Origin of the sequence: Micromonospora jinlongensis (genome assembly GCF_013410645.1) — a bacterium.
GTDB lineage: Bacteria > Actinomycetota > Actinomycetes > Mycobacteriales > Micromonosporaceae > Micromonospora > Micromonospora zamorensis.
Genome location: NZ_JACCHK010000001.1, coordinates 2,231,336 through 2,254,038, shown reverse-complemented (window position 1 = coordinate 2,254,038; position 22,703 = coordinate 2,231,336). Strand labels below are relative to the sequence as shown.

Below are 22,703 nucleotides of genomic sequence, written 5' to 3'. Positions count from 1 at the left end.
GCTGTCACCCGAGGGTGATCAGGCGAAGCAGTTTTCGATGGTGCCGCCCGGGATGGCCAGGCAGTTGGTCGGACGGTTGGCGGTGATGGCGGACTTCTCGTCCACGTTCACCTCTCCGAAGAAGCTGAAGACACCGCCCGGCGCGAAGGTGGAGAAGTTGTGGGCGACCTTCGTCTTCGACAGGTTGACCTCGCCGAAGATGTTGAAGATGCCGCCGCCGACCCCGATCGGACCGATGGCCCGGTTACCGACGACCTCGCTGTCGCGCAGCGTGGTGACGCTGCCGGCGTTGAAGAGCCCGCCGCCGAAGAAGCCGGCGGTGTTGTCCTTGATGCTGCTCTTCTCGAACGTGACCGCGCTGTCGAAGGCGATGGCCACACCGCCACCGACACCGGCGGTGCTGTTCTTCTCGACCGTGACGTGGTGCAGGTTCAGCTGGCTGTCGGCCGCCGCGAGACCGCCACCGGCGAGGACCGCGGTGTTCGAGACGAACTTGGTCTCGTACGCCGTGGTGTTGCCCCCGATGTCGAGGTAGCCGCCGCCGAAGCCGAGCGTCTCGTTGTCGGTGATCTCGGCCTTCTTCAACTCGACCGTCCCGCCGTCGACGTCATCGGTGAAGATCGGCGCGGCACCGTTGGAGATACCGCCACCACCGATGATGGCCGTGTTGTCGGTGATCTTCGACTCCTCGACCTTGAGCAGGCCGGCGTTGAAGACACCGCCGCCGAAGAAGAAGGCGGTGTTGCGGGCGACGGTGCTGTGCCAGATCTTCGTGGTACCGAAGTTGGCCACGCCACCGCCGTTGCCGCCGGACTGGTTGAGGACGACCTCGGACTCCAGGATCTCGGCGGTACCACCCGGCTGGACCAGGATGCCGGCGCCGTCGTTCTCGTCCGGCTCCTGCACGAGCGGCGTGACGACGCCGCCCTGGGCCTTCGGCGCGGCCTTGGGTGCGGCCTTCGGTGCCGCCTTCAGACCTGCCTTCGGGTTCGCCTGCCGGGCGCTGAGCGCCTGGTCCAGCGGAACGCCCGCCTTCACCTGCGCCGCGATCGCCTCGGAGTCCGAGTAGGACGCCCAGACCGCCGCCGGCTCGACCGCGTCGAACAGTTCGAGGGTCTGGCCACCCTTGATGGTCAGGCCCTTGATGGTGAGGTGTCCACCGCTGCCGACGTTGAGGATCCGGAAGTAGTCCGCCGTGGCTTCCCGGGAGATCGTCGTGTGCTCACCCTTGAGCGTGATGTGCTCGGTGATCACCGGAAGGCCGTTGCCCTCGTAGTCGTTGCGGGTCAGGTTGTAGGTGCAGCCCTTGGCCAGCTCCAGCACACCGCCGTTCTTGTTGTTGGCGAACACGATCGCCTGGATCAGCTTGTCGGTGTCGCAGGGCACCTCCTTTCCGCGCTCGTGGTCCTTGTCCCTGTCCTTGTTCCGGTCCTCGCCCTTGTCCTTGTCCCAGTCGCGTCCCTCGTCACCCCGCTGGTCGCCGTCCTTGCTGACCTGCGCGGTGTTCCAGTCGAGGCCGACGGCTCCGGCGCTGCCCGCGACGCCAACCGCCGCGAGACTGATCACGCCCGTCAAACCGGCTACGCCACTGGCGAGCCAGAGCTTGCGGCGGCGCTTTGCCGTCGCCCGCCCGGAGGCTTCGTTGTTCGTTAGGTAGTTGGACATCGGAGCTCTCTGCCCTCTCCTCGTACCAGACAGGGTCGCCGCCGTCAGACGGGCGTCCCCTGCTACAAATCGGTTGTAGCTCCCAAAACCACCGTATGAGAAGGTTCCTCGCCTCGCGGGCTTATCCGAAAGAAGCCCACATTAGGTTCATCTTCCGTCCAGGGCCGTCCGGAGGCCTCGGTTCCGGCACACGAACCCCAACCCGACCGGGAGAGCCCTTGAGCTGCCCAAACAGGCACGCCCCTCCGGGCCGTGACCGGCTCGGAGGGGCGTGCCCTCTCTATGTGGTTCAGCCCCACCCGATCAGGCGAAGCAGTCCAGAACGTTGAAGCAGTTGGTCGGGCGGTTGGCAGTGACCGCCGACTCGTCGTCCAGCGTCACCGTGCCGCCGAGGCTGTTGAAGATTCCCCCCGGCGGGAGGGTGGAGAAGTTGTGCGCCACCTTCGTCCGGCGGAGCGTCACCTCGCTCCCCTCGGTGTTGAAGATGCCGCCGCCGCGGGCGAACGGACCGACGGCCCGGTTGCCCACCACCTCGCTGTCGCGCAGCGTGGTGACGCTGTCCTCGTTGTAGAGGCCGGCGCCGAAGAACCCGGCGGTGTTGTCGTTGATCTTGCTGTTCTCCACTGTTGCGGCGCTGTCGAAGGTGACCGCCACACCGCCACCCACACCGGCGGTGCTGTTCTTGAACACCGTGGCGTCCTTGAGGGTGAGCTGGCTGTCGGCCACGGCCACGCCGCCGCCCGCGAGGACAGCGGTGTTCCCGCTGACCGTCGTCTGGTGCAGGGTCGTGGTGCCTTCGACGTCCAGGACGCCACCGCCGAAGCCGAGCGTCTCGTTGTCGGTGATCTCGCTCTTGTAGACCCAGACCGAGCCACCGTCGACGCTGTCGGTGAAGATCCCGGCCGCGCCGTTGGCGATACCGCCGCCGCCGATGATCCCCGTGTTGTCCTTGACCTTCGACTCGTCGACCTGGAGCACTCCGGCATTGAAGATGCCGCCGCCGAAGAAGAAGGCGGTGTTGTGCGCCACGGTCGTCTTGCTGAGCCTGGTGCTGCCGAAGTTGGCCAGGCCGCCGCCGTTGCCACCGGACTGGTTGTAGAGCAACTCGCTGTCCAGGATCTCCGCGCGACCACCGGGCTGCACCAGCACCCCGGCGCCATCGGTGAACCCGGGCTGCTCGACCAAAGGCACCGCAGCCCCGGCCCCCGCCGGCTTCGCCTCCGCGGCGATCGGCTTGGCGGCTGCCGCCTTCGCCGTCGCTTTCGCTGCGGGCTTGGCCGCGGGCTTCGCTGCCGCCTTGGCTGCTGCGGGCTTCGCCGCCGTTGTCGCTGCGGGCTTGGCTCCGGCCTTGGCCGCCGTTGTCGCCGCGGGCTTGGCTGCCGCTGCCGGCTTCGCCGCCGTTGTTGCTGCCGGCTTCGCCGCCGTTGTTGCTGCCGGCTTCGCCGCCGGGCCGGCCACGGTGGACCGGACCACTGTCGAGTACGGCGCCCAGACCGTCGCGGGGTCGGCGGCCATCGGTGACTGAAGAGTCTGACCACCCCTGATGCTCAGACCCTTGAGGGTGAGATGCCCGCCAGGGCCGACGTTGAGGATGCGGAAGTAGTCGGCGGTGGCCTCACGGCCGATGGTGGTGTGCTCGCCCTTCAGGGTGATGGGCTGGGTGACCACCGGCAGGCCGTTGCCGTCCTGGTTGCGGGTCAGGGTGTAGGTGCAGCCCTTGGCCAGCTCCAGCACGCCACCATCTTCGTTGTTCGCGAACGTGATGGCCTGGATCAGCTTGTCCGTGTCGCACGGGACCTGCCTGGTGCGGTCCTTCTCGTCGCGCTTGTCGTCCTGGCGCTTGTCGTCCTTGCCGGACCGGTCGTCGAAGCCGCTCCAGTCGTCGCCGCTCCACTCGTCGTCCTGAGCGTCGGCTTCCTTGGCGCCGCCTTCGTCCGCGCCGCCAGCGTCGCTGACGTTCTGCCGGTTGGTCGACGGCTGCGCGTCGGAGACCTGGTCGGATTTGGGCTTGTCATCCCTGGCGGCCACGCCGCCGAGGGCCGCCAGACCGACCACACCGGTCAGCCCGGCCACGCCGGCGACCCACAGCGCCCGCCGTCGTCGTGTCGGCGGAGCTGTCGAGGCCCCGCCGTCGGTACTCGTTACGTCGTTGGACATCAGAGCCTTCCGCCCTTTCCTGCTACCAGACGGGGTCGCACCGCCTGAGGCGCCACGACCAGCTACAAATCGGTTGCAGCCTCTGATCCCCACCGTATGAGAACCATCTTCGCGATGCGGACGTATCCGAGATAACCCCGCATTCGGCGCAGGTCGGATGACGGCGGGCAAGCGGTCCGGGTTGGTGAAAAGGGTGTGAGCAGCGCAAACGCCGACTCGGGTGGGTGAACGTCACCACCGTCGCGGGAACGGACGTTGCCCACCTGGCCTGCGTGCCGCCCGCCGTCCACGCGGCAGGCGCGCCGAGGAGTTGATCCACTCGAGTTCACGGAAGACGCGGTAACCGCGCGGCCTGGACAGCGCGGTTTCCGTGAAAGGCGAGTGGATCACGAAGGGTGGGCGCCGGGACCGGCGCTTGGCCCGGCCGGAGGGCTTGGTTGACAACGGCACACCGGCGCCGCCGGGCCGTTGGTCGGCTGGCGGCGACGCCGGTGCGTGAAGGGCTGGTGCGGTGAGGGCTGGCGCGGTGGTCAGCCGGGCAGGCGGGGGCCCGCCTCGCGCTGCTCGGCCAGCCAGGTCTCGACCTCGTCGGAGGTGCGCGGCAGCCCGGCGGAGAGGTTCACCGCGCCGGTCGAGGTGACCAGCACGTCGTCCTCGATCCGGATGCCGACGCCGCGCAGCTCGGCGGGGACCAGCTCGTCCTCCGGCTGGAAGTACAGCCCCGGCTCGACGGTGAGCACGTAGCCCTCGCCGAGCGCGCCGTCGCGGTACGTCTCCTTGCGGGCGTTCGAGCAGTCGTGCACGTCGATGCCGAGCATGTGGCCGAAGCCGTGCAGCGTCCACCGCCGGTAGACCGTCGACTTCTCGTCCATCGCCTCGTCCACGCTCACCGGCAGCAGACCCAGCTCGGACAGGCCCTCGGCGAGCACCCGCATGCAGGTCAGGTGGACGTCCTTGAACTTCACCCCGGGGCGGATGGCCTCGATGCCGGCCTGCTGCGAGGCGTACACGATGTCGTAGACCTGGCGTTGCAGGGCGGTGAACCGCCCGCTCACCGGCAGCACCCGGGTCACGTCGGCGGTGTAGAGGTTGCGGCCCTCGACACCCATGTCCATCAGCAGCAGGTCACCCGGCCGGGTGGCGCCGTGGTTGTGCACCCAGTGCAGGATCGTGGCGTGCTCGCCCGCGCCGACGATCGAGCTGTACCCGACGTCGTTGCCGTCGTGTCGGGCCCGCAGCGCGAAGACACCTTCCAGGAGCCGCTCGGAGACCGCGCGGTCCGCCGGAAGGATCCGGGCGACGTCCTCGAAGCCGCGTACGGTGGCGTCGATCGCGTCCTGGAGTTGGCCCATCTCCCACTCGTCCTTGACCAGCTTCATCTCCGAGATGGCGATCGCCAGCTCCCGGTCGCGGGCCGGCTGCCCCCCGGCGCGCGGGCCGTCGTAGGCACGGACGGCCGCGTCCACGCCGGCGTCGAAGCCGCGCAGCACCCGGGTACGCCCCGGCGCCAGGTCGGCGAGAGTCGCCTCCAGGCCGGTCAGGTCGGCGGTGGGCAGGCCCAGCTCGGTCGACTTCTCGCTGAGCGTGTGCCGCCGGCCCACCCACAGCTCGCCGTTGCGGCTGCGGAAGAACTCGTCGGTCTCCCGGGACGACCGGGGCCGCATGTACAGCGTCGCGTCGTGCCCCGAGCCGTTCGGGCGCAGCACCAGAACGCTGTCGGCGTCGTGGTCGCCGGTCAGGTAGGCGAAGTCACTGCCCGGCCGGAACGGGTAGTCGGTGTCGTTGGCCCGGACCTTCTCGGTGCCGGTGGGGATGACCAGTGTCTCGCCGGGGAAGGCCGCGGAGAGCGCGGCACGCCTCTTGGCGTAGTTGGGCGTCTCCGGCCGGGGCGCCACGGGGAGCGCGGTGTCGCGCCAGCCCTGCCGCATGAAGGACAGGAACGCCTCCGGGAAGTCCGGATCGTGCGATTCCGTGCCGTCCGTCGGCGTACCGTCGGTTTGTCCCTCGGTCATTGCGCCGCTCCCTCCGCCTCGTTGCTGATCCCGACGGTACCGCGCGCCCGGTTCGCGGCGACGCCCCCGGCGGGCGGATCGACGGACGGCTGCGACGGGCCGACAGCGCGCGTGGAAAGATGACCACCATGTGCGGACTTCTGGCCTTCTTCAGCGCGAACGGTAACGCCGCCGCGCATCGCGACCACATCGCCGGAGCGTTGGAATGCCTGCACCACCGCGGCCCCGACGAGACCGGGGTCGAGGTGGTCGGCGACGCTTCCGGCCGGTACGCGGACGGCGTGTTCGCCCACAAGCGGCTGGCGATCATCGACGTCGCGTCGAGCCACGAGCCGCTGCCCTACGCGAACGGCCGTTACCTGCTCACCTTCAACGGCGAGATCTACAACTACATCGAGCTGCGCGAGGAGTTGATCAGGAACTTCGGCGCGCAGTTCGCCACCGCCGGCGACGGCGAGGTCATCGTGGCGGGCTACCACTTCTGGGGCGAGCAGGTGCTCACCCGGCTGCGGGGGATGTTCGCCTTCGTCATCTGGGACCGGCAGGAGCGGCGCGCGTTCGGTGCCCGCGACTATTTCGGCATCAAGCCCATGCACTACCTGGAGACCGCCGACGGCCTCTACCTGGCGTCGGAGAAGAAGGCGCTGCTGCCGTTCGCGCACAGCAACTACCAGGGCGACGCGGGCGTCGACCCGGCCAACCTGAGTCACTACCTGACGCTGCAGTACGTCCCGGAGCCCGGCACCCTGCACAAGGGCATCAGCCGGATCGGCTCGGGGGAGTACCTGAACTGGACGCCGGGTGGGCGCATCGACGTGCGCCGGTGGTACCGGCCGGTGTTCCGGCCGGCGCCGGTCGACGACGAGCAGAAGCTCTACCACGAGATCCGGGAGACGCTGCGGGAGAGCGTGCGCATGCACATGCGCTCGGATGTGCCGGTCGGCTCGTTCCTGTCCAGCGGCATCGACTCGACCGCGGTGGTGGCGTTGGCCCGCGAGTTCAACCCGAACATCCTCACCTTCACCGTCGGCTACGACGTACCGGGTTATTCGGAGATCGACGTCGCCCAGGAGTCGGCGCGGCACCTGGACGTCACCACCATCCCCACCAAGATCGGTCCGCAGGACATGATCGACGCGCTGCCGAAGATCGTCTGGCACCTGGACGACCCAGTGGCCGACCCGGCGCTGGTGCCGCTCTACTTCGTGGCCAAGAAGGCCGCGGAGCACGTCACTGTGGTGCTCTCCGGTGAGGGTGCCGACGAGTTCTTCGGCGGCTACACGATCTACCGTGAGCCGCTGTCGCTGGGGACCGTCAACGGCCTGCCCGGCGGTGTGCAGAAGGGTCTGCGCGCGGTCTCCAAGGCGATCCCGCAGGGGGTCAAGGGCAAGAGCTTCCTGGAGCGTGGCACCACCCCGATCGAGGAGCGCTACTACGGCAACGCCCGGATGTTCACCGAGGAGGAGAAGCAGCACCTGATGCGCCGCTACGACCCCTCGGTGCGCTACACCGACGTCACCGCCCCGATCTACGCCGAGTGCACCGAGCTGGACGACGTCACCAAGATGCAGTACGTCGACCTCTACACCTGGCTGCGCGGCGACATCCTGGTCAAGGCCGACCGGATCTCGATGTCGCACTCGCTGGAGGTGCGGGTGCCGTTCCTCGACCGCGAGGTGTTCGACGTCGCGGCGAAGATCCCGGTGGACCTGAAGCTGCCGCCGCGCTCCGACGCGACGAAGTACGCGATGCGTCAGGCGTTGCAGGGTGTCGTGCCGCCGGCCATCGTCAACCGCAAGAAGCTGGGCTTCCCGACCCCGACGCGGGTGTGGCTGCGCGGCGAGATGTACGAGTGGGCCCGGCACGTGCTGAGCACCTCGGGCGCGGGCGACCTGCTCGACCTGTCGTACGCGCTGCGGCTGCTCGACGAGCACAAGCGGGAGGAGGCCGACCACTCCCGCAAGGTGTGGACGGTGCTGATCTTCTGCATCTGGCACGCGATCTTCGTGGCGAAGACCCTCGACCCGGGCATCCAGCGCAACCAGTCCGCCCTGCTCACGAAGCCGGTGGTGGGTTCCATGGTCCGCTGACCCCGGCCCGACCCTGTTGATCAAGAGGTTTGCGTCATCCGGAGCGGTTCCGGTGACGCAAACCTCTTGATCATCTAGCGGGGGTGGGGGTTACCTGCGGGCGCAGGTGACTGTGGGGAGGCCGTTCGTTCCTGTGGTGCTGGCCAGGAAGCCGAACGTCGTGGTGCCTTCCGGTGCGACAGTGCCGTTGTAGGCCACGTTCGTCGCCGTCACCGACGAGCCGGACGACGTCTGTGTCGCCCCCCAGATCTGGCTGATCGACTGCCCGTTGGGCCAGGTCCAGCTCGCGGTCCAGCCGTTGAACGGCGTACTGCCGTGGTTCATGATCGTGACTTCGCCCTGGAAGCCACCCTGCCAGGCGCTGCTCACCTTGTAGACGGCCATGCAGTCGCCACCCGCCGGCGGCGGGGTGGTCGTCGGCGGCGGGTCGGTCGGCCCGGGCGTCGGGGTGGTCGGCGTCGGGGTCGGCGTCGAGCCGCCACCCTTCACCCCGGTCACCTGGCCGTTGCCGCCGTCGAAGACCACGTCGGAGCAGCCGAAGAAGTTCTCCTGCGAGTCCGAGCGGACCCAGCGGGAGTAGATGATGTGCTGGCCGCTCTTACCCGACGGCAGGTTGCCGCTGAAGTAGTAGTGCCCCTCGTTGGTGCCGACCGCCCCACGCTGCGGCGGGTTGGTCACCGTGAGGAACGGCTGCTCCTCCAGGTCACTCCAGGCCAGCGCCCGGGTCGGGCTCCAGCTGTTCTTGGTCACGTAGAAGTAGAACGTGCCCGGGTGGTGCGCCCAGTTGCTGTAGCGGAAGTCCAACCGTGCCCCGGCGGTCAGGTGGGTCAGCGGCCAGTCGGTGCGGGCCAGGTTGAAGCCGCTGTAGCCGGAGTTGCCGCCGCTGCAGAGCTGCCCGTCCGGGATGAAGCCGGTGGTCCGGCCGCCGGCGTCGGAGCGCAGCACGCTGAACCAGTTGTAGAGCGAGTTCGCACCGCTCTGCGCCACGGCAGCGGAACACGCGGGGTTGGTCGGCGTGATCTGACCGGTCGAACTGAGGCCGTCCTGCCAGCACAGGTAGGTCCGGCTGCCCGGGGTCATCGCCGCGCCATGCGCGGCGGCCGGCTGTGGACTGGACGCCAGGGCGACGGCGCCCAGCGCGAAGGTCAGGGCCGCGGTGAGCAGTGCGGCCGTACGGGAACGGTTCACGGGTTCTCCTGACTCGCGAGGCGCGCAGCCCAAGCCGCCCCGCCGAAATCGGGTGGATGTGGCGTGATCGCACCGCTGTCGTGCGGTGCGACGGTCACGGCGACCTGCCCCGGCGGGAATCGGCCGGTGGACGTGCGCCGTCGACGGTCCTGTCCTGGACCGTTGCCCTCGCGTCTGACGAACCCGGCAACCGGTGGTGCCGCAGCCCTCGCACCGCCCGGTACGCGTCATCCCATCACGCCGCGCCGCCGCAATGCAATAGTCGTTCCTCGATGCATCAAAAGACCCGTCGGCGGTCGGTGCGCGCCATATCCTGCGTACGGAAACGACGTGACGGAGAGGCGGCAGCGGGTGCCGGACGTGTTCGACGAGGCGCACCGCCGTTGCCGCGCCGGCGAGCCGGTCGCCCTGGCCACCGTCGTGGCCACCTGGCACTCCGCGCCGCAGCCGCCCGGCGCGACCATGCTGGTCGCGGCCGACGGCACGGTCACCGGCAGCGTGTCCGGCGGCTGCGTCGAGGCGGATCTCTACGAACGGGCCCGCCGGGTGCTCACCACCGGAGCGCCCGAGCTGATCCGGTACGGAATCAGCGACGACGACGCGTACGCGGTGGGCCTGACCTGCGGCGGTGTCCTCGACGTGTTCGTGGAGCGCGTCGACCCCGGCGCCCTGCCCGGGCTGAACGCGGTCGCCGCCGCCCGCCGGGCCGCCCAACCGGCGGCGGTGGTCACCTGCGTGGCGGCCGATGCCGACGGCGCACCACACGATGCCGGCAACTCACCGGCCGATGGCGGGGACTCACCGGATAGGCCGCAGACCGACCCGGCCCAGCGACTTGGCCGGCGGCTGGTGCTGACCGGCGGCCAGTCGCCGATCGGTTCGCTCGGCGACGACCGGCTCGACGACGCCGCCAGCGCCGACGCCCTCGGACTGCTCGCCGCCGGGCACAGCGGGATGCTCCGGTACGGATACTCCGGGCAGCGCCGGGGCTCCGGCGTCAGCCTCTTCGTGACCGCGTACGCCACCCCGCCTCGGATGATCGTCTTCGGGGCCATCGACTTCGCCGCTGCCGTCGCCCGGATCGGCGCGTTCCTCGGCTACCGGGTCACCGTCTGCGACGCCCGGCCGGTCTTCACCACCGCGCGACGCTTCCCCGAGGCGGACGAGGTGGTGGTGCAGTGGCCGCACCGCTACCTGCGTACCGAGTTGGACGCCGGTCGGGTCGACGAGCGGACGGTGGTGTGCGTGCTCACCCACGACCCGAGGTTCGACGTGCCGCTGCTGGAGTTGGCGCTGCGCCACCCGCTGGCGTACGTCGGCGCGATGGGCTCGCGGCGCACCCACGACGACCGGCTCAAGCTGCTGGGCGAGGCGGGGCTCACCGAGGCGCAGCTCGCCCGGCTCGCCTCCCCGATCGGGTTGGACCTCGGTGGTCGTACACCCGAGGAGACCGCGGTGAGTGTGGCCGCGCAGATCGTCGCGGCCCGGTGGGGCGGCACCGGCCGCCCGCTGGCGGCGCTCGACGGGCCGATCCACCGGCCGGGGTAGCCGTTGCGCCGCCTTCGCCGCCCGCCGAGCGGCCCGCTGTGCCAGCCTGATGCCACGGCGATCGGCCCGGCGGACGACGCCCGGTGGCGGTTGGCGACGACGAGAGGATCGGCATGGGATACGCGGTGGTGCTCGGCGAGGCGCTCGTCGACCTGCTCGACAGCGAGCGTGACGGGGAGCGCGTCTACCGGCAGGCTATCGGCGGTGGGCCGCTCAACGTCGCCGTGGGCGTGGCCCGCCTCGGTGGCGCGGCGCAGTTCGTCGGCTCGCTCGGCGACGACGTGCTGGGCGGCCGGATCCGCGCCTTCCTGAGCGCGGTCGACGTCGGGGTGGCCGGCGCGGTCACGGTGCCGGCGCCGACCACGCTCGCGGTGGTCACGTACGCCGGACCGGAACCCGACTTCCGCTTCTACGGCGAGCCGGTCTCCTACGGTCTGCTGGGCCCCGACGACCTGGATCTCGCGCAGTTGGAGGGCGCGGACGTGCTCTACTGCGGCTCCATCGTGCTGCTGCAACCCCGCACGCTCGCCGCCGCCCGACGCGCCTGGTCGCTCGCCACCGGTCTGCGGGTCTTCGACCCGAACGTGCGTCCCCGGCTGTTGGACGGGCCGGCCGCGTTGGAAGGGTTGCGCGAGGTGGTGGCCGAGTTCGCCGCCGGCGCGCACCTGGTCAAGCTGAGCGCCGCCGACGCCGGGCTGCTCTACCCGGGTGAACCGGTCGAGGGTGTGGCGGCGTACCTGCGTGAGTTGGGCGCCGCCACGGTGGTGGTGACCCTCGGCGCGGCCGGTGCGGTGCTGGCCGCCGCCGACGCCGACCCGGTAAGGGTGCCGGCCCCCAAGGTCGACGCGATCGACGCCACCGGTGCCGGTGACTCGGTCATGGCCGCGCTGATCGCCGACCTGCTCGTCGACGGCGAACCGGACTCCCCGGCGGGCTGGGTCGAGCGGGTCGCGTTCGCGCTGCGGGTGGCGGGCCTGGTCTGCGAATCACCCGGTGGCGCCACCGCCATGCCCACCCGCGCCGACGTCGAGCGCCGTTTCCCGAGCTAGGCCTCGCCGTCGAGTCTCGGAGCTAGGCCTCGCCGTCGAGCTCGCGGTAGCCGCGGCGGGCGGCGATCAGGGCGGCGCGCGCACCGAAGGGAGCCTCGGCGGCCACCCGCTCCGGAGGCGCGCTGCCGGTGTGCGCGGCCCGGATCAGCCAGGCCAGCTTCGCCAGCTCGGCGTGCTGGGCGCGGACGAAATCGACGTCCACCGGGTCGCCGTGACCCGGCACCACCACCGTGCGCGCGGTCGTCAGCCGCAGCAGGTCCGCGACCGCGTCCGGCCACCGCAGGGGGTACGAGTCCTCGAAGGCGGGCGGGCCACTCTGCTCCACCAGGTCCCCGGCGATCAACACGTCGGCGTCCGGCACGTGCACCACCAGGTCGGCCTCGGTGTGCCCCCGCCCCGGGTGCCGCAGCAGCACCCGCCGGCCACCCAGGTCGAGTGCCGTCTCCGTCTGCACGGTGTGCGTCGGGGCGAGCAGCGGGGTGTCGGCCAGCTCGGCGGCGAGCGCCGGGTGCTCCGTGCGCACCTCGTCGTACGCCTCCCGGCGCAGCCGCTCCGGCTCCTGGCGCAGGGCCGCGGCGGCCAGCTCGTGCGCGTACACCGGACGGGGTGGGTCGCCGGCCAGGACCGCGTTACCGAAGCAGTGGTCGTAGTGGTGGTGGGTGTTGACCAGCGTCAACGGGCGGTCGGTGACCGCCCGGACGGCGGCGGCCAGGTCGGTGGCCTGGGCGGCCGACGAGAGAGTGTCCACCAGGAGGGCCTCGTCATCGCCCACGACCAGGGTGACGTTGACCCGCAGCAGCGGCTCGCGGAGCACGTGCACCCGGTCGGCGACCTCGACGAAACCGGCGTTCACGACGCGCGCCCGGCGCGCTCGACGAAACGTTGCCGGTCCACCAGGATCCGGTCCACCCGGCCCCGGGCCACCGTCTGGTCGCCGTCACTGACCGTGACCTCGAATGACAGCCGGCGACCGTCGACGGTCGCCAACAGCGCCTGCGCCCGGACCGTCCGGCCGACCACGGTCGGCGCCAGGTGCTCCAGCTCGACCCGGGTGCCCACGGTCGTCGACCCGGACGGCATCCCGACAGCCGTCGCCGCGACGGTGGCCGCCTCGGCCAGCGCGAGCACCCGGGGAGTGCCCAGCACCGGTACGTCCCCGGAACCGACCGCCTGGGCGGTGTCCGCGTCGGTGACGGTCAACTCGACCTGGGCGGTCAGACCCGGCGCGAAGGCCGGCTCGGGCTGCTCCTGCATGGTCGTCAGCCTAGGTGCTCTCCGAGCCCGCCGAGCACCCGCCCGAGGATCCCGGCGCCGACCGCCACCCACCTGTGCGCGGCTTCGCCGGGTGGTCCCCGTCGGTCGATGCCGCGACCGTCGTTAACCTTGACGACGATGGCCGTCGTGACTGACCCCCAGCCCCCCGCCCGGACCGACCCGCCCGCGTCCCCGGACGGGGGTCGTCGTCGTGTCGTCGCGATGACCGTCTGGGCGGTCGCCTTCGTGGCCGCGTGGCTGGCCATCGGGCTGCCCACCGACCCCGCGTACGCCTTCGTCTGGATCTGGCTCGCGACCATCGCCTGGAACAGCGAACGGCCCTGGCGTAGTCACCTGCGCTTCGCCCGGGACTGGGTGCCGGTGGTGCTGCTGTTCGTCGTGTACAACCTCTCGCGCGGCTTCGCCGACAACGGGGCCACGCCGCACGCGATGGAGTTGATCGTCGCCGACCGGTTCATGTTCGGCTGGGCCACCGGCGGGGAGGTGCCGACGGTCTGGTTGCAGCAGCACCTGTACCACCCGCAGGTGCACTGGTGGGACGTCGCGGCGAGCTGGGTGTACTTCTCGCACTTCGTGGTGGCGTTGGCCGCCGCCGCGGTGCTCTGGCTACGGGACCGGCACCGCTGGGCCGCGTACATGCGGCGTTGGGGTTTCCTCTGCGCCGCCGGCCTGGTCACCTACTTCGTCTACCCGGCCGCCCCGCCGTGGTGGGCCGCACAGAACGGGCTGATCACCGAGGTCGCCCGGATCTCCACCCGGGGCTGGAAGGCGTTCGGCATGCACGGTGCCGGCAACGTCCTCAACGCCGGCCAGATCGCCTCCAACCCGGTCGCCGCGATGCCGTCGCTGCACACCGCGTGGGCGCTCTTCGTGGTGCTGTTCTTCCTGACCAGCACCCGCCGCCGCTGGTGGCCGCTGCTGCTCGCGTACCCGCTGGCGATGACCTTCACCCTGGTCTACTCGGGTGAGCACTACGTGATCGACGTGCTGGTCGGCTGGGCGTACGTGGGGCTGACCTTCCTGGTGGTCGGTCTGGCCGAGCGCGGCTGGGCCGCGTGGCGGATCCGCCACCCGAAGGCCGGACCCCCACCGCCCCGCACGGAACCACCACGGCAGGCCACCGCCCCCGACGAACACCCACCCACGACCCAACGCCCCCCACGCGAACCCACAAAGACCGACCACTGACCCACCCCCCCGGGGGTCGGCGTCCGCCCTTGCTCGCTCCCGTCGATCATGAAGTTAACGTCCGCCGCCACGGCGTGTCGCGGCGCTAACTTCATGATCAACGGAGGTGGAGGGCGGGGGTGGGACCCGGCCGGGGTGGATGGTGGGTTGGGATTGGGGTTAGGTGGGGTTGCGGGCCTGGTGTGCTCGGTTGGTCAGGTCTGCGGCCAGGACCCAGGCCTCTGCCAGGTCGCGGTCCTGGGCGGTGGCACCTGAACCGCCCGCGGTGTCCGCGTGCACGGAGGCCAACCCGAGTCGGCGTTGGATCGGCCCCTGCACCACCCGCACACTCTGGATCCGGGCGTACGGCACGATCACCACCTGCCGGGTGAGCCGCCCGGAGCGGGTGGCGAACACCTCGTCGAAGAGCCCCGCGCCGAACGCGCGACGGCCCAGCGGGTGCAGCCACCGGGTCCGGGTCGGCGGAGGGCTCAGCGCCAGCGCGTCGAGGCGTACCCCCGGAAGCACCTCGGCGACGATCATCGTCGCGGTCGGCAGGTCGCCGACCGGCAGCAGCCGGTCGGGCCGGTTGCGGTCGTCGGCCTCCGCGACGGAGTAGCCGGCCACCTCCAGGCGCAGCCGCAGCCAGCCGTTCATCCGCCAGAGCAGCGGCCAGGTGGCCCGTACGGTCTGCACCCGCGCCAGCGGCACGGTCTGCGCCCGCGTCTCCAGCAGGCCGTTGTGCACCCGCAGCGTGCCGCCGTCGCGGGCCAACCGGAAGTTCCAGTCGTCGAGCACCCGCCGCACCGGTTGCAGCAGCACGCCGGCCATCGCGGTCAGCGTGCTCGCCACCGCGACGAACGACCACGACCCCGCGGTGAGGAACTGCACCACGACGAAGGCCACACCGAACGGGAGCAGGAACGCCTGCGGGGTGAGCAGTTGGCTGATCAGCAGGCTCTGGTTGCGTACCGCGTGCAGTGGCCGGCCCGGCGCGGCCACCGTCGGCGCCGCCGCTCCCGGGAGCACCGCGGCGCCCGCGTGCTCCGGGGTGGGTGCCTGCGCGACCCGCCCGGCCAGTGCCAGCAGCCGCTCGCGCAGCCGGGCCGCGTCGGCCACCCCGAGGTACGCCAGCGGCGCCTCGGTCTTGCCCCCGCCCACCACCTCCAGGCGCAGCTCGGCCAGATTGGTGAGCTGGGCGAGTAGCGGTCGCACCACCTCCACGGCCTGCAGTCGCTCCAACGGGATGGCCCGGGTGCGCCGCCAGAGCAGCCCCTCGTACACCCGTAGCTCGCGGCCGACCACGTGGTAGCCGGTGTTGTACCAGCTCACCACCGACAGCACGGTCGCGCCGAGAGCCAACACCGCCACCATGGCGGCGAACCAGCCGAAGCCCACCCGGGACAGCGTCGACCAGGACAACCCGGCGATCACCACGACCAGTGACTTGGCGCCGTGCAGGACCGGGCTGAGCGGGTGCAGTCGCTGCCGGGGCTCGCCCTCGCCACCGCCCGCCGGTGCCGGCCACGGCGCGGGCGCCCCCGGCGGTGCCGCGCCAGCGACCGGCGCGCCAGTAGTTGGCGCGCCAGCGGGCAGCACCGGGCCCGGTGGCGTCGGGCCAGTGGGTGGCACGGTGCTCGGCTCGGCGGGCCCGTCACTCATCGGCGTAGCCTCGGCGCGGCCGGTGGCTACCCACGCGGGTGTTCACAGGCCCTCCGCCCGGTCCTCGCCGAGCGCGGTGAGCCGGTCGCGCAGCCGGGACGCCTCCGCCGGGCGTAGCCCGGGCACCCGGGCGTCGCTCGCCGCCGCGGCGGTGTGCAGTTGCACGGTGGCCAGGTCGAAGGCGCGTTCCAACGGCCCGGCGCTGACGTCGACGAACTGCATCCGCGAGTACGGGACGATGGAGAGCCGCCGGACCAGCAGCCCGTGCCGGACCAGCAGGTCGTTCTCCCGCTCGGCGTACCCCCAGGCCCGCACCGCCCGGACGATCGCGATGGCCCGCCACACGCCGAGCAGCGCGACGACGGCGACGGCGAGCCCGAACAGCCAGTGGCCGCTCAACGCCCAACCCACCGCCGTCACCGCCAGCCCGATGGCGACCACGACCCCCAGCCGGATCAGCTCCACCCAGATCAGGTCGGTGCAGATCGGCTGCCAGTTGACCGTGTCCGGCCAGGGCTCCAGCGGCCCTCGCCCCACCGGCGCACCAGTGGACAGTGGGCCGGAGGGCGCGGGTGGCAGGAGGCCGGGTGCCGGCAGGTCGGGCGCGCGCTGGTCGTCGGCGGGCGCCGGCCGGTGATCGGGTGGCAGCGCCGCCGGTGGCAGTGGGGCGGGCCAGGAGACGTCGGGCGCGGCGGGCTCCGGGCCGAGCGTGCCGGGTGCGGGGAACGCACCGGGCGGTGGCTCGACGCCGGGTGCGGGGGCCGGGGTGGGCGGCCAGGACGGGGAGGTGGGGCCGGGGGAAGCCGGTGGGTCGCCGCTCACACGTCGAGCGTAGGCGATCCGGGCACCGGAGTGACGGCACGCAGGAAGCCGCGAGCGTCCAGGAAGCCCCCGAGAGTGCTCCGGTGCTCGTCGCAGGCCAGCCAGGTCTTGCGCCGATCGGCGTCGTGCAGCCGCGGATTGTTCCACTCAAGGGCCCAGACGGCAGCGGCGCGGCAGCCCCGGGCCGAGCAGACCAGGGCCTCGTCGGCAGGGGAGGGGATGCTCATCCCGGCCAGTCTAGGGCGGCGGGAGAGAAAGTTTGAGCGCCGGGCGACCACGGGGGGAGCCGCCCGGCGACGGGGTGAATCGTACACGCGGTGGGCCGGTCCGTGCACGCCCGCGACGCACGATTCGGCCGCCGGGGACGGCGCGGCAAAAATCGGCTTCTCCCCACCTCGACACTCAGCAAGGCGTGCGAGTCTTGATACCGCACGAGCCGCGACGACGACCAACGCTGTGGAGGACCGGTGGCCCAGCCGACCATGCCCGACGCCCCGACGCCGAACGGGGCGGCACCGCAGACGCCTGCGCCGGTGACCACCCCCGCGCAGGACGCCACTCTGCTGGAGAAGGCGCTGTTCGAGATCAAACGCGTGATCGTCGGGCAGGACCGGATGGTGGAGCGGATGTTCGTCGCGTTGCTCGCCCGGGGCCACTGCCTGATCGAAGGGGTGCCCGGGGTCGCCAAGACGCTCGCCGTGGAGACTCTCGCCAAGGTCGTCGGCGGGTCCTTCGCCCGGGTGCAGTTCACCCCGGACCTGGTGCCGGCCGACATCATGGGCACCCGGATCTACCGGCAGTCGAGCGAGAAGTTCGACGTCGAGCTGGGCCCGGTCTTCGTCAACTTCCTCCTCGCGGACGAGATCAACCGGGCTCCGGCGAAGGTGCAGTCGGCGCTGCTGGAGGTGATGAGCGAGCGGCAGGTGTCCATCGGCGGGGAGACCCACCGGGTGCCCGACCCGTTCCTGGTGATGGCCACCCAGAACCCGATCGAGCAGGAGGGCGTCTATCCGCTGCCGGAGGCGCAGCGGGACCGGTTCCTCATGAAGATCGTGGTGGGCTACCCGACCGACGCGGAGGAACGGGAGATCGTCTACCGGATGGGCGTGGCCCCGCCCGAGCCGACCGCGGTGTTCGACACCCCCGAGCTGCTCGCCCTGCAACGCAAGGCCGACCAGGTCTTCGTGCACAACGCCCTGGTCGACTACGCGGTCCGGTTGGTGTTGGCCACCCGCGCCCCGGCCGAGCACGGGATGCCCGACGTCGCGCAGCTGATCCAGTACGGGGCCAGCCCCCGGGCCTCGCTGGGCCTGGTCCGGGCCACCCGCGCCCTGGCGCTGCTGCGCGGGCGTGACTACGCCCTGCCGCAGGACGTGCAGGACATCGCCCCGGACATCCTGCGGCACCGGTTGGTGCTCAGCTACGACGCGCTCGCCGACGACGTGCCCGCCGACCACATCGTGCACCGGGTGATGTCGACGATCCCTCTCCCGGCGGTCGCTCCCCGCCAGCAGGCCACCCCGTCGTCGACCGCGCCGCCGCCGGGCGCTGGCTGGCCCGGGCAGCGGCCGTGACCTCACCCACCCCTCGTCCCGCCCCCCTCGCCGACCGCAGCGAGGCCGTGCTGTCCCGGCTGCAACTGCTCGTCACCCGCAAGCTCGACGGTCTGCTCCAGGGCGACTACGCCGGCCTGCTGCCCGGGCCGGGCAGCGAGGCGGGGGAGTCCCGGGAGTACCGCCCCGGCGACGACGTGCGCCGGATGGACTGGCCGGTCACCGCACGCACCACGACTCCGCACGTCCGGCGCACGGTGGCCGACCGGGAGCTGGAGACCTGGCTGGCCCTGGACCTGTCCGCCAGCCTGGACTTCGGCACCGGGCAGTGGCTCAAGCGCGAGGTGGTGGTCGCCGCCGCGGCCGCCATCACCCACCTGACGGTGCGTGGCGGCAACCGGATCGGCGCCGTGATCGGCACCGGCGGCGGCGCGTCCGCCCCGGCCCGACGCTGGCGGGGCACGCCGCCGCCGGCCGGGCCCGGGGTGCTCACCCGCCTGCCGGCCCGTTCCGGTCGCAAGGAGGCGCAGGGCCTGTTGCGTACGGTCGCCGGCACCACCATCCAGCCCGGCCGTGGCGATCTGGGCGCCCTGATCGAGATGCTCAACCGTCCACCCCGTCGACGCGGGGTGGCCGTGGTGGTGTCGGACTTCCTCGCGCCGGCCGAGCAGTGGGCCCGTCCGTTGCGCAAGCTCCGGGTCCGCCACGACGTGCTGGCGATCGAGGTGATCGACCCGCGGGAGCTGGAGCTGCCCGACGTCGGCGTGCTGCCGGTGGTCGACCCGGAGACCGGCGAGCTGCACGAGGTGCAGACCGCCGACCCTCGACTACGGCAGCGTTACGCTGATGCCGCCGCCGCCCAACGGGCCACGATCGCCGCCGCACTGCGCGGTGCCGGCGCGGCCCACCTGCGTCTGCGTACCGACCGAGACTGGCTGCTGGACATGGTGCGATTCGTGGCCGCGCAGCGGCACGCCCGCACCCGGGGGACGACACGATGATCCGTTTCATGCAACCGTGGTGGCTGCTGGCTGTGCTCCCGGTGTTCGCCCTTGCCGCGTTCTACATCTGGCGGCAGCTGCACCGCCGGCAGTACGCGATGCGCTTCACCAACGTGGACCTGCTGCGTACGGTGGCGCCGAAGGGGCTCGGCTGGCGCCGGCACGTCCCGGCGACCGCGTTCCTGCTCTGCCTGCTGGTGCTGGCCACCGCGCTGGCCCGACCGGCGGTGGACACCAAGGAGCCGTTGGAGCGGGCCACAGTGATGCTCGCCATCGACGTGTCGTTGTCGATGCAGGCCGACGACGTGGCGCCGAACCGGTTGGAGGCGGCCCAGGAGGCGGCCAAGCAGTTCGTCAGCGAGTTGCCGGAGAGCTACAACCTGGGCCTCGTGTCGTTCGCCAAGGCGGCCAACGTGCTGGTGCCCCCGGGCAAGGACCGGGACGCGGTGACAAGTGCCATTGACGGGCTGGTGCTGGCCGAGGCGACCGCGACCGGCGAGGCGGTGTTCACCTGCCTGGAGGCGATCCGGTCGGTGCCGGCCGACGGCGCGGCGGGCATCCCGCCGGCACGGATCGTGCTGCTCTCCGACGGTTTCCGCACCTCCGGTCGCGCGGTGGAGGAGGCGGCGGCCGCGGCGCAGGCGGCCAACGTCCCGGTCTCCACCATCGCCTTCGGCACCGACACGGGCCAGGTCGACATCGGTGGGCAGTTGCAGCGGGTGCCGGTGGACCGGATGGCGCTCGCCGAGCTGGCCGAGACCACCGAGGGTTACTTCTACGAGGCGGCCTCGGTGAGCGAGCTGAAGCAGGTCTACCAGGACATGGGCAGCTCGATCGGGTTCCGCACCGAGCCGCGTGAGGTGACCCAGTGGTACGCGGGGTTCGCGCTGCTGTTGGCGCTCTGCGCCGGAGCGCTCAGCCTGCTGTGGTCGTCGCGGATGCTCTGAACGACGAGCCGGCGGTGGTCAGCGACTGCCGCCGGCCGGCACGGTTCAGCGATTGCCGCCGGCCGACGGGGTTGAGCGATCGCCGGCCGGGACGGTTCAGTGACCGCCGCCGGCCAGCACGAAGACGACGGCCACCCAGACGGCGGCGAGGGTGAAGCCCAGCGGGGCGACGTAGCGGCTCATGGACGGCTCCGGGTGGCGGCTGGACGGTCCGCGTGCGGGGGCGGACCGCAGGGGGTGGGGACGCGCACACGAAGTCGTGACCGGGCGGCTCCCGGCGACCGTCCGGAGTCGGACGGCGCGGCACACGCGCCTCGGCGTCGGCCGAAGCGGTGGGGGAGCAGAGCTGGGTCAGCTCACCAGACTGAGTCGTGGCTCAGCGGGGCTGACCATCGGCCCGGCCACGACTGGGAGGATCGCTATCTCGCACAGCGATCACCTCCTGCAAGTCGGGCGGGCCGGAACGTCGATGATCGTACACCCGCGCTGCCGGCCGGACGCACTCGGCCGACCGGCCGGCGAACCCTCCACCGCCCGGGTGGCGCCGCGCCCGCGGCTGGCCCGTTCGCACCACCGTGACCAGCACCGCAGCCAGCAGCGGCAACCAGCAGAGGCGCGCCAGCACCCAGCCCGGGCCGTCCGGAGGGGTGTGCAGACCCGGCAGGGTCAGGCCGCTGCGAGCGGTGAGCGCGGTCACCGCCACCAGCACCGGCTGGTGCCACAGGTAGATCCGGACCGCCTGCCGGTTCACCTCGACCGCCGCTCGGCCCGGTAGCGGCCGGTCCAGCAGCCGTTCCAGCGCCGGCCGGGCGAGCAGCCCCAGCCCGACCTGGGTGACCGCCAGCGCCACTGCCAGCAGCGACGGCGGGTTCAGATTGGACACACCCGCCCCGGGCACTCCGACCGCGCTCACCGGGTAGCCCAGCGCCAGCAGCGCCCCCAGCGCGACGGCTCCGCCGCCCGCCACCATGCCCGCCGCCCGGCGACCGTCCAGCCGCCCGTCGGCGTGCGCCACGCCCAGCAGGTAGGGCACCGCCCAGGCCGCCAGCACGGTGACCGGTGGCACGTCGATGCCGGCCGGCAGCAGGCGGACGGCCAGGTCGACCGCCGCGACCGCGGCCACCGCCGGCGCGACGCACCGGGCCACCCCCCAACGGCGTACGGCGGTGCGCAGTGGGCTGGTCACCGCGACCAGGAACACCAGCGGCACCAGGAACCACAGTGGACTGATCGCCAGCCGCAACGCCACCGTGAGCGTGTCGTCCGGGGTGCCGGCGACGGTGGCGGCGAGCAGCACGGCGGCACCCACCCCCAGCAGCGCCACGGTGGGCAGCAGCAGCCGGCGCAGCCGACGCGCCAGCCAACCGCCCGCGCCTTCCCAGTGGCGGGCCAGTGACCGGGTCGAGCCGAACCCGGCGGTGAAGAAGAACAATCCGAGCGTCTGCAACGCCCAGGTCAGCGGGGCCAGACCGGGCAGGGCGGTCAGCGGGCTGGCCTGGTGCAGCCCACCGTCGCCGGTCAGCACCAGCCCGGTGACCAGCCAGTGCCCCAGCACCACACCGCCGATGGCGTACGCCCGCAACGCGTCGACGGCACGGTCCCGGCTCATCGGGCATCCCCGACCCGGTCGGCGTCGACGCCCAGCACCACCGCCGCCACCGCGATGAGCGCGGCGCTGCCCGGCACCAGGTAGCCGTCGTGCCCGTCCACCCCACCCGCCGGTAGGGGGCGGGCACCGAATGCCGGGTCGCCGGGGCGACGGCCGAAGCCCAGGCCGAGCAGTCGCACCGACGGCACCCGACGAACCCAGTCGCTGGGCGCCTCGGCCGCCCAGAACCGCCGCCCGCCGGGCAGGGCGTCGGCGCGCTGCACCCCGGCGCCCACGCCACCGAGGCTGACCACGTCGGTGATCTGGGCCGGGGCGTCCGCCGCTGCCAGCGACACCACCAACGCCCCGTAGCTGTGCCCGACCAGCGTGATCGTCGCCGCCGGACGCCGTGCGGCCAACTCCCGCAGCAGCGCGGCCAGCCCCTCCGCGCCGCGCCGGGCGCTGACGTCACCGGCGGCGGTCAGCACCCCGTCGGGCGGGTCGTAGCCGAGCCAGGCCAGCACCGCGACCCGCGCCGCCGGCTCGGTCGCCCGCAGCTCCTGGTAGAGCTGCCCGGCCTGCACCGCTGGCGCCCGGCGGGTCACCCCGCCCAACCCCCGGTCGAAGTCGGCCAGGGTGCTCCCCACCCCCGGCACCAGCACCGCGATCCGGTCCGCGCCGGCCAGGTCGCCGAGCACCTCGACCGCCCGGCCGTCGCCGCGTGGGTCGAACGTCAGGAACCGGCGTCCGTCGGCCGCCCAGTCCGCGTACGGCGGCCCGGCCGCGCGCATCGCCGCCGCCATGACCGGGTACGCCTCGACGAATCCCGCCGCAGCAACCGGCTCGGGTCGGGTCGGCAGGACCAGGTTCGCGCCGAGCAGCGCGGCCACCGCCACCCGGCTGGCACCTCGTCGTCGCATCACGTTCTCCCTCCGGAATGTCGTCCAGGAGGGAGAGTGCGCGGGTGGGTGGCGCTCGG

18 protein-coding genes are annotated in these 22,703 nt (G+C 72.1%); 7 read left to right on the top strand and 11 right to left on the bottom strand.

The window, feature by feature from the left end:
• Nucleotides 1–18: 18 nt before the first annotated feature.
• The 3 genes from HNR22_RS09520 to HNR22_RS09510 form a co-directional block, all read right to left on the bottom strand.
• The gene (locus HNR22_RS09520) at nucleotides 19–1,665 is read right to left on the bottom strand and encodes a hypothetical protein (RefSeq protein WP_179780055.1); all 1,647 of its coding nucleotides are present in this window, start codon (nucleotides 1,663–1,665) and stop codon (nucleotides 19–21) included.
• 303 nt (nucleotides 1,666–1,968) lie between these two features.
• The gene (locus HNR22_RS09515) at nucleotides 1,969–3,822 is read right to left on the bottom strand and encodes a right-handed parallel beta-helix repeat-containing protein (protein WP_179780054.1); all 1,854 of its coding nucleotides are present in this window, start codon (nucleotides 3,820–3,822) and stop codon (nucleotides 1,969–1,971) included.
• Between the two features lie 530 nt (nucleotides 3,823–4,352).
• Nucleotides 4,353–5,834 (bottom strand): aminopeptidase P family protein, encoded by a 1,482-nt coding sequence (locus HNR22_RS09510; RefSeq protein WP_179780053.1) that lies wholly within the window; start codon nucleotides 5,832–5,834, stop codon nucleotides 4,353–4,355.
• Nucleotides 5,835–5,962: 128 nt separating this feature from the next.
• Between HNR22_RS09510 and asnB the strand changes: the two genes are divergently transcribed.
• Nucleotides 5,963–7,924: an asparagine synthase (glutamine-hydrolyzing) gene (gene asnB, locus HNR22_RS09505; RefSeq protein WP_179780052.1), complete on the top strand. Its 1,962-nt coding sequence runs from the start codon at nucleotides 5,963–5,965 to the stop codon at nucleotides 7,922–7,924.
• Between the two features lie 90 nt (nucleotides 7,925–8,014).
• On the opposite strand, the gene HNR22_RS09500 is transcribed toward asnB, so the two are convergent.
• On the bottom strand, nucleotides 8,015–9,112 hold the full coding sequence (locus HNR22_RS09500; protein WP_179780051.1) for a lytic polysaccharide monooxygenase: 1,098 nt from the start codon (nucleotides 9,110–9,112) through the stop codon (nucleotides 8,015–8,017).
• 330 nt (nucleotides 9,113–9,442) lie between these two features.
• On the opposite strand from HNR22_RS09500, the gene HNR22_RS09495 reads away from it, so the two are divergent.
• Nucleotides 9,443–10,660, top strand: coding sequence for an XdhC family protein (locus HNR22_RS09495; protein ID WP_343059759.1), 1,218 nt, complete (start codon nucleotides 9,443–9,445; stop codon nucleotides 10,658–10,660).
• Between the two features lie 113 nt (nucleotides 10,661–10,773).
• Nucleotides 10,774–11,709 carry a PfkB family carbohydrate kinase gene (locus tag HNR22_RS09490; RefSeq protein WP_179780050.1) on the top strand — a complete coding sequence of 312 codons (936 nt, stop codon included), beginning with the start codon at nucleotides 10,774–10,776 and terminating at the stop codon, nucleotides 11,707–11,709.
• A gap of 22 nt (nucleotides 11,710–11,731) precedes the next feature.
• Here HNR22_RS09490 and HNR22_RS09485 read toward each other — a convergent pair whose 3' ends face one another.
• Together HNR22_RS09485 and HNR22_RS09480 are read right to left on the bottom strand one after the other, a co-directional pair.
• Nucleotides 11,732–12,562, bottom strand: a complete 831-nt coding sequence (locus tag HNR22_RS09485) for an MBL fold metallo-hydrolase (protein WP_179780049.1) — start codon at nucleotides 12,560–12,562, stop codon at nucleotides 11,732–11,734.
• On the bottom strand, nucleotides 12,559–12,963 hold the full coding sequence (locus HNR22_RS09480) for a thioesterase family protein (protein ID WP_179780048.1): 405 nt from the start codon (nucleotides 12,961–12,963) through the stop codon (nucleotides 12,559–12,561). Before HNR22_RS09480 ends, HNR22_RS09485 begins: the two co-directional genes overlap by 4 nt.
• Before the next feature lie 138 nt (nucleotides 12,964–13,101).
• Between HNR22_RS09480 and HNR22_RS09475 the strand changes: the two genes are divergently transcribed.
• Nucleotides 13,102–14,172, top strand: a complete 1,071-nt coding sequence (locus HNR22_RS09475; RefSeq protein ID WP_246380773.1) for a phosphatase PAP2 family protein — start codon at nucleotides 13,102–13,104, stop codon at nucleotides 14,170–14,172.
• A 159-nt stretch (nucleotides 14,173–14,331) separates the two neighbouring features.
• Here the strand turns inward: HNR22_RS09475 and HNR22_RS09470 are convergent, their stop codons facing one another.
• From HNR22_RS09470 to HNR22_RS09460, 3 genes are all read right to left on the bottom strand, one after another.
• Complete coding sequence (locus HNR22_RS09470; RefSeq protein ID WP_179780047.1) at nucleotides 14,332–15,813, bottom strand: PH domain-containing protein; 1,482 nt, start codon at nucleotides 15,811–15,813, stop codon at nucleotides 14,332–14,334.
• Between the two features lie 42 nt (nucleotides 15,814–15,855).
• Nucleotides 15,856–16,410, bottom strand: a complete 555-nt coding sequence (locus HNR22_RS09465) for a PH domain-containing protein (protein WP_425488097.1) — start codon at nucleotides 16,408–16,410, stop codon at nucleotides 15,856–15,858.
• A gap of 221 nt (nucleotides 16,411–16,631) precedes the next feature.
• Nucleotides 16,632–16,862, bottom strand: a complete 231-nt coding sequence (locus HNR22_RS09460; RefSeq protein WP_088949188.1) for a hypothetical protein — start codon at nucleotides 16,860–16,862, stop codon at nucleotides 16,632–16,634.
• A gap of 240 nt (nucleotides 16,863–17,102) precedes the next feature.
• Here HNR22_RS09460 and HNR22_RS09455 point away from each other — a divergent pair, with 240 nt between their 5' ends.
• Genes HNR22_RS09455 through HNR22_RS09445 form a run of 3 tightly spaced genes read left to right on the top strand, consistent with a single transcriptional unit; the run spans nucleotide 17,103 to nucleotide 20,136 of the window.
• A complete protein-coding gene (locus HNR22_RS09455; protein ID WP_179780046.1) occupies nucleotides 17,103–18,209 on the top strand; it encodes an AAA family ATPase in 1,107 nt (368 codons plus the stop codon).
• Complete coding sequence (locus tag HNR22_RS09450; RefSeq protein WP_179783477.1) at nucleotides 18,188–19,189, top strand: DUF58 domain-containing protein; 1,002 nt, start codon at nucleotides 18,188–18,190, stop codon at nucleotides 19,187–19,189. Before HNR22_RS09455 ends, HNR22_RS09450 begins: the two co-directional genes overlap by 22 nt.
• A complete protein-coding gene (locus tag HNR22_RS09445; RefSeq protein WP_179780045.1) occupies nucleotides 19,186–20,136 on the top strand; it encodes a VWA domain-containing protein in 951 nt (316 codons plus the stop codon). The genes HNR22_RS09450 and HNR22_RS09445 overlap by 4 nt, the downstream gene beginning before the upstream one ends.
• 376 nt (nucleotides 20,137–20,512) lie before the next feature.
• Here HNR22_RS09445 and HNR22_RS09440 read toward each other — a convergent pair whose 3' ends face one another.
• Complete coding sequence (locus tag HNR22_RS09440) at nucleotides 20,513–21,745, bottom strand: acyltransferase family protein (protein ID WP_179780044.1); 1,233 nt, start codon at nucleotides 21,743–21,745, stop codon at nucleotides 20,513–20,515.
• The gene (locus HNR22_RS09435; RefSeq protein WP_179780043.1) at nucleotides 21,742–22,644 is read right to left on the bottom strand and encodes an alpha/beta hydrolase; all 903 of its coding nucleotides are present in this window, start codon (nucleotides 22,642–22,644) and stop codon (nucleotides 21,742–21,744) included. Before HNR22_RS09435 ends, HNR22_RS09440 begins: the two co-directional genes overlap by 4 nt.
• Nucleotides 22,645–22,703 lie beyond the last annotated feature (59 nt).

Coding starts and splice junctions, on each gene's coding strand:
- HNR22_RS09520 (WP_179780055.1), bottom strand. CDS start 1,665: ATGTCCAACTACCTAACGAACAACGAAGCCTCCGGGCGGGCGACGGCA.
- HNR22_RS09515 (WP_179780054.1), bottom strand. CDS start 3,822: ATGTCCAACGACGTAACGAGTACCGACGGCGGGGCCTCGACAGCTCCG.
- HNR22_RS09510 (WP_179780053.1), bottom strand. CDS start 5,834: ATGACCGAGGGACAAACCGACGGTACGCCGACGGACGGCACGGAATCG.
- asnB (WP_179780052.1), top strand. CDS start 5,963: ATGTGCGGACTTCTGGCCTTCTTCAGCGCGAACGGTAACGCCGCCGCG.
- HNR22_RS09490 (WP_179780050.1), top strand. CDS start 10,774: ATGGGATACGCGGTGGTGCTCGGCGAGGCGCTCGTCGACCTGCTCGAC.
- HNR22_RS09480 (WP_179780048.1), bottom strand. CDS start 12,963: ATGCAGGAGCAGCCCGAGCCGGCCTTCGCGCCGGGTCTGACCGCCCAG.
- HNR22_RS09475 (WP_246380773.1), top strand. CDS start 13,102: ATGGCCGTCGTGACTGACCCCCAGCCCCCCGCCCGGACCGACCCGCCC.
- HNR22_RS09470 (WP_179780047.1), bottom strand. CDS start 15,813: ATGAGTGACGGGCCCGCCGAGCCGAGCACCGTGCCACCCACTGGCCCG.
- HNR22_RS09460 (WP_088949188.1), bottom strand. CDS start 16,862: ATGAGCATCCCCTCCCCTGCCGACGAGGCCCTGGTCTGCTCGGCCCGG.
- HNR22_RS09445 (WP_179780045.1), top strand. CDS start 19,186: ATGATCCGTTTCATGCAACCGTGGTGGCTGCTGGCTGTGCTCCCGGTG.
- HNR22_RS09440 (WP_179780044.1), bottom strand. CDS start 21,745: ATGAGCCGGGACCGTGCCGTCGACGCGTTGCGGGCGTACGCCATCGGC.
- HNR22_RS09435 (WP_179780043.1), bottom strand. CDS start 22,644: ATGCGACGACGAGGTGCCAGCCGGGTGGCGGTGGCCGCGCTGCTCGGC.